At 40.0% G+C, this 8,841-nt stretch carries 8 protein-coding genes and 1 tRNA gene; 3 read left to right on the top strand and 6 right to left on the bottom strand.

What is annotated here, in order from left to right; translation table 11 throughout:
- Positions 1-102: 102 nt before the first annotated feature.
- The 4 genes from VB694_RS00390 to VB694_RS00375 all read right to left on the bottom strand — a co-directional run bounded on the left by VB694_RS00390 (position 103) and on the right by VB694_RS00375 (position 3,808).
- Positions 103-594, bottom strand: coding sequence for a plasmid segregation centromere-binding protein ParR (locus tag VB694_RS00390; RefSeq protein WP_323358332.1), 492 nt, complete (start codon positions 592-594; stop codon positions 103-105).
- 8 nt (positions 595-602) lie between these two features.
- A complete protein-coding gene (locus VB694_RS00385) occupies positions 603-1,742 on the bottom strand; it encodes a ParM/StbA family protein (protein ID WP_323358331.1) in 1,140 nt (379 codons plus the stop codon).
- A 184-nt stretch (positions 1,743-1,926) separates the two neighbouring features.
- Positions 1,927-2,550, bottom strand: a complete 624-nt coding sequence (locus VB694_RS00380; RefSeq protein WP_323358330.1) for a DedA family protein — start codon at positions 2,548-2,550, stop codon at positions 1,927-1,929.
- 187 nt (positions 2,551-2,737) lie between these two features.
- Complete coding sequence (locus VB694_RS00375; RefSeq protein ID WP_323358329.1) at positions 2,738-3,808, bottom strand: Gfo/Idh/MocA family oxidoreductase; 1,071 nt, start codon at positions 3,806-3,808, stop codon at positions 2,738-2,740.
- Positions 3,809-4,340: 532 nt separating this feature from the next.
- On the opposite strand from VB694_RS00375, the gene queC reads away from it, so the two are divergent.
- Positions 4,341-5,015 carry a 7-cyano-7-deazaguanine synthase QueC gene (gene queC, locus VB694_RS00370; protein ID WP_323358328.1) on the top strand — a complete coding sequence of 225 codons (675 nt, stop codon included), beginning with the start codon at positions 4,341-4,343 and terminating at the stop codon, positions 5,013-5,015.
- 13 nt (positions 5,016-5,028) lie between these two features.
- On the opposite strand, the gene VB694_RS00365 is transcribed toward queC, so the two are convergent.
- A complete protein-coding gene (locus tag VB694_RS00365) occupies positions 5,029-6,387 on the bottom strand; it encodes a hemolysin family protein (protein WP_323358327.1) in 1,359 nt (452 codons plus the stop codon).
- A gap of 54 nt (positions 6,388-6,441) precedes the next feature.
- Complete coding sequence (locus VB694_RS00360; RefSeq protein WP_323358326.1) at positions 6,442-7,143, bottom strand: hypothetical protein; 702 nt, start codon at positions 7,141-7,143, stop codon at positions 6,442-6,444.
- Positions 7,144-7,498: 355 nt separating this feature from the next.
- On the opposite strand from VB694_RS00360, the gene VB694_RS00355 reads away from it, so the two are divergent.
- Positions 7,499-7,571, top strand: a tRNA-Ile gene (locus VB694_RS00355).
- A 742-nt stretch (positions 7,572-8,313) separates the two neighbouring features.
- A complete protein-coding gene (locus VB694_RS00350) occupies positions 8,314-8,463 on the top strand; it encodes a serine dehydratase (RefSeq protein WP_323358325.1) in 150 nt (49 codons plus the stop codon).
- Positions 8,464-8,841 lie beyond the last annotated feature (378 nt).

Below are 8,841 nucleotides of genomic sequence, written 5' to 3'. Positions count from 1 at the left end.
AATATTACACCCAGAAATTGTTGTCAACTTCTGGGTGTAACCAACAAACTTCTCACACTTACCGATCTTTCGAGTAAAAACGCTTAATAACTGGCTTTTTCCTTAGAAATCATCAACCAAAGAACTCAAGCGACTGATTACAGGGTCAACCTCTTGGGGAGGCGTGGGATCGGGAATAAAAACAGGATTGTTAATTACCTCTACCGTTGGTACTGATGAAGTTGCAGGATGAATAGACACTGCTTGATTGAATATGATGGACAGTTGTGCAACTTGTTGACTAAGTTGTAATATCTGGCTTTCCATCGTCTGCAAACGATTGGATTCCTTAGCAAAAAAACGTTCCTCAAGTCCAGCTATTTGTCGTTGCAACTCACCGATTTGTTGTTCCATTGGCAGTGCTGCTGTATTTGGAGAAGGTCGTACAGAGTCCGGTACACATAAAGCTTGCCAAAGAGCATCCTTACACAGATCACTAAAAGTCTTTTCGGGCTGTGCCTCCAAGTAACTTTCTATTTGTGCTAACAAGCTCTCATCACCAATTTCTGGATTGAAAGTGACTGATTTAACTACCTTTTTTGACCATTGGAACATCAGTTTTATTACCTAGCAGCGCGAACAGCAGACAATTGCGCCTCTCCGTAAAGATACTGCCCTAAAGCGTTAGCTTGGCGCGATGGTGCGGCCAAATGGGCATTAATCTGGGCTTCTTTGAGCAAACGTTGTACATCTTCCCAGAAGAACTCACCACCACCACCAGTGATAATCACATCAGTCACACGCTCAGGCAACCAAGCTAACACACGAGAGCAAATTTCCCGTGAAAACTGCTCTGTGAGGTTAGGGAGAAAATCATCTAGGTTAGTGGGCTTGCTGACACCTTTGGGACGGTAAAAACGCTCACCCTTGGGCTTATTAACAGCAGAAATCAAAGGCAGAGATTGACTATCAGCCCCTTGTATCTCTTGTGCCACCATTTCATAAAACTTATTCATGCCAAATTCTTCACTCTTGGAAGCACCTCTAGCAAACCGGAAGTTATCCACCATCAGGAAATCAATGGTTTGATGGCCAATATCGACAATTGCCACGGATATTTTGGTAAAATCAGGAGATGAGGGTGCTTTATTAGGTTGAGCTTCAGACCACAGCAGACTGCCGTAACCTTCTGGCATTACCCAAACCTTAGTTATATTTAACGACAAAGCTTCCCCACGGAAATTTAAGACATGGGGACCTGTCACTAAGCTAGTTAACTGTGCTTTTTCCTTTTCAAATTGTTCTAAGGAAAGGAAAGGCAGACCCAATACAACCGAAATTTCATCTTTGAGTTTAAAGTAGCCAGCAGCTGCCAACACTTTTACCAGTGCATCATCTACCTTAGATTGTCCGACTCCTAGATTTGCGCCAAAGTCTGCTGCTAACTGCCCTACAGCATAACCACTGCCTTGATATTCCAGCCATAAATCCATTAAAGGATCAGTTGCCCTAGATTCAAATACTCCACCTCGTACTTGTTCAATTGACATTTGCTTGACATTGGCAGGGATGAAGGCCACATTACCAGGTTCGCGGCTGACACAAGTTTTGGTAGAGGTTCTACCCAAGTCAACACTGAGAATATTTTTCCCTGAAACACCAACTGGCTTATTAACGTTGTTTATAGGGGTTGATGCCGATACTCGGTTCATGGGTATAGCTGCGGCATTCATTGGATTAGCTATGGGAGGTTGGTCTGTCATGAAATCTCCTATGTGGTAACTTAACTGTAAAAAGTTATCATGCCTATCTTACAAAAATGCAAGATCAGAAAAATTTTCAGTTGGGTCAAGTGTAGCTAGAAATACGTCAAAATTTATTGTAGTCGATGGAAAATTTAGCATTATTTTGTACTAGAAATATTCTTTGTCTTTGACCGAACTAAATTTATCTCCGATTTTCCTGGCGTTTGCGCTTGAGTACCCAAAATAGGAATACCAGAATTAGACTACCCAGCACAATTTTAGATACAGGGGCAAAGTATTTGTCCACAAGTTCATACTGAGTTCCTAACAAGTATCCTGCATAAGTGAGCAAGGCAACCCAGGCAGCACTACCAAGGGTGGTGTAGAATAAGAAAGGCAGCAAGGGCATATTGCTCATACCTGCGGGAACAGAGATTAAGGTACGGATTCCCGGCACAAGACGACCAATTAATACTGCTTTCCCACCTTGTCTGTTGAACCAGCTTTTAGCCTTATCAATATCTTCGCTAGATATAGCCAGCCACTTACCGTACTTGTTGGCTAGTTTCTTTAAGCGTCGTTCTTCCAAGAATTTACCTGGATAGTACCAGATCAGTGCGCCCGCTACTGAACCCAAAAGTCCTGATAACAATACGCCCAATATATTTAGTTTTGCACCTCCTGGTTGGTAAGGACTGGCTGTAAATCCTGCCAGCGGCATAATCAATTCAGAAGGTATGGGGGGAAATACATTCTCCAAGAACATCAGTAGAGCGATTCCTGCATATCCCAAAGAGTTGATGGTGTTAGTTATCCATTCGAGCATATTAGGGATTGGGGATTGGGGATTGGGGATTAGGGATTGGGGATTGGGGATTGGGGATTGGGGATTGGGGATTGGGGATTGGGGACTGGGAATAGAAAAAAGTTATTCTCCCCTGCTCCCCTGCTCCCCTGCTCCCTTTCCTCTTCACTGTCACCTGTCACCTGTCACCTGTCACCTGTCACCTCTTTTAGACAGTTGGCGTTAATGACTGTACTCTCGATTCAGATTGCCATTCTAATGGGTTCCAAACCCGCTCTTCCACAGCCATCTGCTCAATTAAACTAGCCAATCTCAGAGCTTTTAAAGCTTGTTCGCCACCCACAGAAGGCTGATTGCCACCATGCACACAGTTGACAAAATGCTCTAACTCTGCACTTAGTGGTTGAATGTTACTAGTATAGACTTTTTCTATCAAACCATCTTGCTTGTAAAGTACCTGGCGATGGTCGTTGTGAGGGCTGGTATTAGTTTGGCGATGAATCAAAATTTCATTCTTGAGAAAATCGGCTTCAGTGAATGAATTTTTGCAATGGGCAACTATGCGGCGAATTTTCCGGTGAGTGACTTTACTGGCGGTGAGAGTGGCGACAATCCCATTGGCAAAGCCCAAGGTGGCAGTCACATAATCTAAATAACCAGAGTCTAGGGAACGAGTACCATTAGCTGTCAATTTCACCACGGGAGAACCAGCTAATTCTAAAAGTAGGTCAATGTCATGGATCATTAAATCCAGCACTACTGAAACATCATTTGCTCTAGCTGAATAGGGACTCATGCGATGAGCTTCTAAAGCTAAGACTTCCTCTGTTTTCAGGACTTGATTGAGTTCTCTAAAGGCTGGATTAAAACGTTCAATGTGGCCTACTTGCAAAATACATTGAGATTCAGCAGCAGCGTTGACGAGAGATTCAGCTTCAGCAATACTCGCAGCAATTGGCTTTTCAATCAGAACATGAATTCCCGCTAACAGACAGTTGATGCCTACGGCATAATGTAAGCGGGTGGGGACAGCAATACAAACTGCGTCTATATGGGGTAGCAGGTCGCAGTAATCCTCAAAAAACCGGACTTTGTATTTACTGGCGGTTTCTAAGCCTCGTTCAACGTTAATATCGGAAACGCCTACTAGTTCAACATCTTTCATTGAACTCAATACGCGGGTGTGATGTTGTCCCATGTTACCCACCCCAATCACGCCTATGCGGATTGCTCGTGGCTGGTTGCGCTGTGAATATAGATTTGGTTCTGCCACTGACATGCTATTCTGCACTATTATTTTCTCCTCAACCACCAAATTTAGAGCCGCTACGGTCGTTGGACTTTATACTTAAGCGCCAAGTGCGATCCGTCTAAAACCATCCAGATGGTAACATAGTGGTTCTATTTATGAAGAATTTCAAAGTTTATGTTCAGTTCCCACTATCTTGCTAACTTTTGGATAGTTAGTTATTAATTGCAGCATTGTTTGTAATTAACACAAAGGAAAATGTGTTGTTTTGTTGACTTAACAATCCCTGTAATCCCTAAGTTATAGTTCTCAGGTGACAGTTAGGCAATTAATAACTCAGATAACTACTTGATGTTCAAACGGATAAATTGATTACATTTATGTTTCGGTAAAGTTAGCAATATGTGTGATTTTTAGCAAGATTGTTTGTAAAAATGTTGTCATTGATACCGTAAATTATTTTTTGCATTTTGAATTTAATTTTTTCTTTGTTGCATTTTGTTGATTGTCTCACCTTTTGGGGGAAATTGGTGTTAGTGATTTTTTGGGGTTATTTTGAATCATGAAAGCTGTAATTCTGTTGTCTGGGGGATTAGATTCTTCTACGGTTCTCTACCAAGCTAAGGTTGATGGTTGTGAATGTTACGCGATTTCCTTTGATTACCAGCAGCGACACCGCCGAGAATTGCAATCAGCTATGTTTGTAGCCGAATCTGTAGGAGTAGTTCAACATCAGGTAGTGAATTTTGATTTACGGCTATGGGGTGGTTCAGCTTTGACGGATAATGCGATCGCTTTACCTCGACAACGTTCTCTAGATGAAATGTCACAAAATATTCCTGTGACTTATGTCCCTGCCCGGAATACTATTTTTTTAAGTTTTGCTTTGGGCTATGCGGAAACTATCGGCGCAGAACGGGTATACATTGGTGTGAATGCTTTAGATTATTCTGGTTATCCTGATTGTCGTCCTGATTATATCCAAGCCATGCAAGAAGTTTTTCGCTTGGGAACTAAACAAGGCCGCGTTGGACAACCTATTCAAATTATTACACCACTAATTAATTTAAAGAAAACTGAAATTATCCAACTTGGCAATCAGTTAGGTGTACCTTGGAATTTAACTTGGTCTTGTTATGCTGGTGGTGATAAAGCTTGTGGAGTTTGTGATTCTTGTCAGTTGCGGTTAGCTGCTTTTGCCCAGTTGGGTTTAGAAGATACTGTTGATTATGTGTAGCTTATAATTTGTTTTAATCTGAAGATTCATCTGAAATTCTTTTAATTTGAATTTGGTGCAACCGGGGTCCAATAACTGATACTACAGTAAATTCCAGATTGTCATAGTGAACAATTTCACCTTTAATGGGGATTCTTTGTAACTGATAAAGTAAAAAGCCTCCCAAGGTTTGATAGTCTCGTGTCAAGGGTAAATTAAGATGTAAAACTTCATTAAGTTCTTCTAGGTTTATCTGTGCTTGGACTAAAAATTTTTGCTTATCTAACATTTCGATGAGCAAGTCATCAATCATTCCTGCTTCACCGGCATTACCAATGATTTCAGCAATGACATCTTGAATTGTCACCAGTCCCACAGTAGCGCCAAATTCATTAACAACAATTACCATAGCTGGTTTTTCTTGCTGCATCATTGGCAATAATTCACTCAAAAGTGTCTGTTCTGGGACAAATCGGGGGGGACGTATCCAAGGTTGAATTTGTGTCTCTAAAGTTAGTTTTCCAGTCGCTAAAGGTTTAGCTAAATCTTGAAAATAAACAATACCACGAATATCGTCTAAGGATTCACCAATAACAGGATAACGGGAATGACCAACAGAGGCTATTTCGTCAAGTAATGACTGGAAGCTGGCATTTTCTGGTAAAGCAATAATGTTGGTACGGGGAATCATCACATCCTGGGCGGTGATTTCTCCAAACTCAAAGACATTATTAAGTAATTCTCGTTCTGATAATTCTAAACCTGTTGATTCCCGTTCTGTGGATATAATCAGTTGCAATTCTTCAGGAGTAACTGGTGGTCTCCAACTTTGACCTGTGTATTCAATGCCAAATAATCGCAATAGATAACGAGTGGATTGATTGAGAATCCAAATCACGGGGCTGAAAAAACGAACTATGGCTTTAACTGCAGGACCCAAAAACCTGGCTAGTTGTTCTGAATAAAGCATTGCTACTGATTTAGGAAATAATTCCCCTAAAACAATTTGCAAATAAGCAATTAAGAAAAAGGTAATGGGAACTGATAGAGAATGAGCGAGAAAATTACTCAAACTTCCAGGTAAAGGCCAGGATTTTAACCATGCTTCCATCAGCACCACAATGGTAGTTTCTCCAATCCAACCTAGTGCCAAACTAGAGAGAGTAATACCTAATTGAGCAGTAGATAGCAACCTGTCAATACTACGTTGTAATATTTCTACGGACATAGCCGGTATATCACCAGCTTGAACCAGCTGATGGATACGTGTGCGCCGCACTGTCACCATTGAAAATTCCGCTGTCACAAAAAAGGCGTTAATTGCTATCAGCAGTAGCACTGACAACAATTTCAACCCTATATCTGTCCAAATTAACTGGGAAAAACCGCTCACCGCTAAAGTTCGTGTAAAAATTACGTCGATACTAAAAAGCTAACAATAGCATTTCTATTTTTCCACAGGAATATCAGATAACTGTAATTTCAGTTTTTGAGCGGGATAATCTGTTAGTGCTAGTGATATGTTGCTCACATCATCAAGTAAAGCTGTGGGAATACTGATTGTCCCCGTAAATGTGGTACTCTTACCCGGTAATTCGGCTGGCAATCCTTCTGTAATGGCGCTTAGTGTTCTATCTTTATCATCAGTAACATCCAGAAAACTATATAGAAAGCGTACAGAATCAGCACTTTTATTTTGCATTTTGACTTTTAGTAATAAATCACCACCAGAGTAGCGCACTGATTGTACAGACATGGTTACACCTTCACTCTCAGCCACAACCGGAAATCCTGGGTCTAGTTTTTCTGCCGTCACTTCTTCCGGCTTTTCCTCTGGTTCAGGCTTCTGAGCTTTGATTTCTTCTTCGTCTTCTTCACGCTTGTTTATTTGGTTAGCGGTTTTATTATCTTGAATTCTCCCTTTGACAGTCTTGAGAATATCCTCCTCTTTCAAGAGGGCTACTTCCGTCGATTGAGCGTTATTATTCTTATTACTGGCAAATTTAGATGCGGGACGACCATCTGGTGATGTCACACCCTTGAGAGCAGAACTTCCCATTGAAAACCCCAAGAATGCGCTCACAGAACCTGCACCCAACATCAGGGTTAACAAAATCAACGTCAGAATTACAGTGGAATTTATTTTCATCGCTGACAATCTATTACAGAAAAAACCGATTTTATTTACCAAAATTGAGGCGTTTAACCCCAATTATTACAAAAACTTAATCAATATTAGTCAAGAAAGACAGGGATTGGGGACTAGGGACTAGGGACTGGGGATTGGGTAATTAATGTTATTTTTCCTAATTACCAATTACTGATCACCTATTACCTGGGTAAACTAGAAATTTTTTTTAAAATTTTGCATCAGGTTGTAAAATCATGCTATAGTTATGGATGTGCGTTTGTCTAAAAGCTAAAAATCATTGACTCAAGCTCAAATAATAGCAAAGAGTTAGCATGAAAGCTTAGGTAGACAAAACTAAAATCTAGCACAACAAGCGCCTTTGGCCGATTGGGGAGGCAACGAACTCATAATTCGTCTTCAGGCTGGTTCGATTCCAGCAGGGCGCATTTTTTAAGCTAATAAATCTCAGACTTAGATTTATTTTTCAGGGTACAGCACAGCCTTAAGCCTTTTGATAAATAGGGCTTGCTGTTCGCGGAGCGTGCCGTCAGGCATATAAATGTAAAACCTAGATAAATCAAGGGACTCAGGGGTAAAAAAGGTTAAGAAGGTGCAAGGAATAGACATTAAACCCATCAAAAACTTATCACTTTCCCCAAAGCAACTATTCAAAAGCTGCTTCTAATTCTGACTCCTGACTCCTGACTCCTGACTCCTGACTCCTGACTCCTAACCCTTAACGGAAAGACTTTTATGCCTACGGCACGCTACACAAACAGCAAACCCTAAATATTTATTTTATATATTCATAATTGAACTTAATTATACTTGTTGCAGAATAAGACAAAGTAACATTTTTAGCTGATAACCGCTGGCAACAATAACAACATTACCATATAGATTTTGTGAAATCAATATCTTCAATAGGTGCAAACTTTATCATTACTGGCAGGTTAACTGAGGTGGATATATTTTTCACAGTAGGAGGAATAGGAATAGCAAGAAGCTTTGGTGCAATTAAATCTACATTCTCAGTATATTTTATAAAGTACAAATGAAGACTCCTGGCTATCTGTTAAAAATTACATGAAATCTCTGATCATCTCAGTATTTTTATCCGTATATCATTTATAGTAATTCCATAGCAATCAACCAAATTCCAGATTAATGACTCAGGGAAAAAAATCCATGCAAGTTCTCAACCAAAGTATTTCTCAGAATTCAAACCAAGTTTCTACTGATAACCATAATGCTGAACAAGATCAACCCAGTGTTTATACTTTAGAGAATTTGATTCAAACCTTAGAAGAGGTAGCTAACTACCTGACAGATAAGTAATATTGTGGTATTATTAGTGGCTACACAAAGAGCGATCGCTCCTGGTAACTTTCGGATTATGATGCAAATAATCCTGCAATAATCCACATCTGCGTTTTCATAACATATCCAACTTAATATCTGACAGGTTGCGTAAAATTACTGTTCCATTACCACTACCCGCAGCCAGAGTTTTACCATCAGGACTGAAACTAACACTGGTTAACTCATCAATCTTTTAACTCATCGCTGTTATTTTCAATGTCATAGTTTAATTTAAATCCCATATCTCCACCATATATTATCATAGAATTCTCGCTCATTTATTTTTAGCTTTGTTTTGTATTTATAGTAATTACCAATGATCTATAGGACTCATATTTGAATTTTGAAAAAATC

This window comes from Anabaena sp. UHCC 0451 (assembly GCF_034931405.1).
Lineage (GTDB): Bacteria > Cyanobacteriota > Cyanobacteriia > Cyanobacteriales > Nostocaceae > RDYJ01.
This window is presented reverse-complemented; position numbering and strand designations above follow the sequence as displayed.

Coding starts and splice junctions, on each gene's coding strand:
- VB694_RS00380 (WP_323358330.1), bottom strand. CDS start 2,550: ATGCTCGAATGGATAACTAACACCATCAACTCTTTGGGATATGCAGGA.
- VB694_RS00350 (WP_323358325.1), top strand. CDS start 8,314: ATGCAAGTTCTCAACCAAAGTATTTCTCAGAATTCAAACCAAGTTTCT.
- VB694_RS00360 (WP_323358326.1), bottom strand. CDS start 7,143: ATGAAAATAAATTCCACTGTAATTCTGACGTTGATTTTGTTAACCCTG.
- VB694_RS00385 (WP_323358331.1), bottom strand. CDS start 1,742: ATGACAGACCAACCTCCCATAGCTAATCCAATGAATGCCGCAGCTATA.
- VB694_RS00390 (WP_323358332.1), bottom strand. CDS start 594: ATGTTCCAATGGTCAAAAAAGGTAGTTAAATCAGTCACTTTCAATCCA.
- VB694_RS00375 (WP_323358329.1), bottom strand. CDS start 3,808: ATGTCAGTGGCAGAACCAAATCTATATTCACAGCGCAACCAGCCACGA.
- queC (WP_323358328.1), top strand. CDS start 4,341: ATGAAAGCTGTAATTCTGTTGTCTGGGGGATTAGATTCTTCTACGGTT.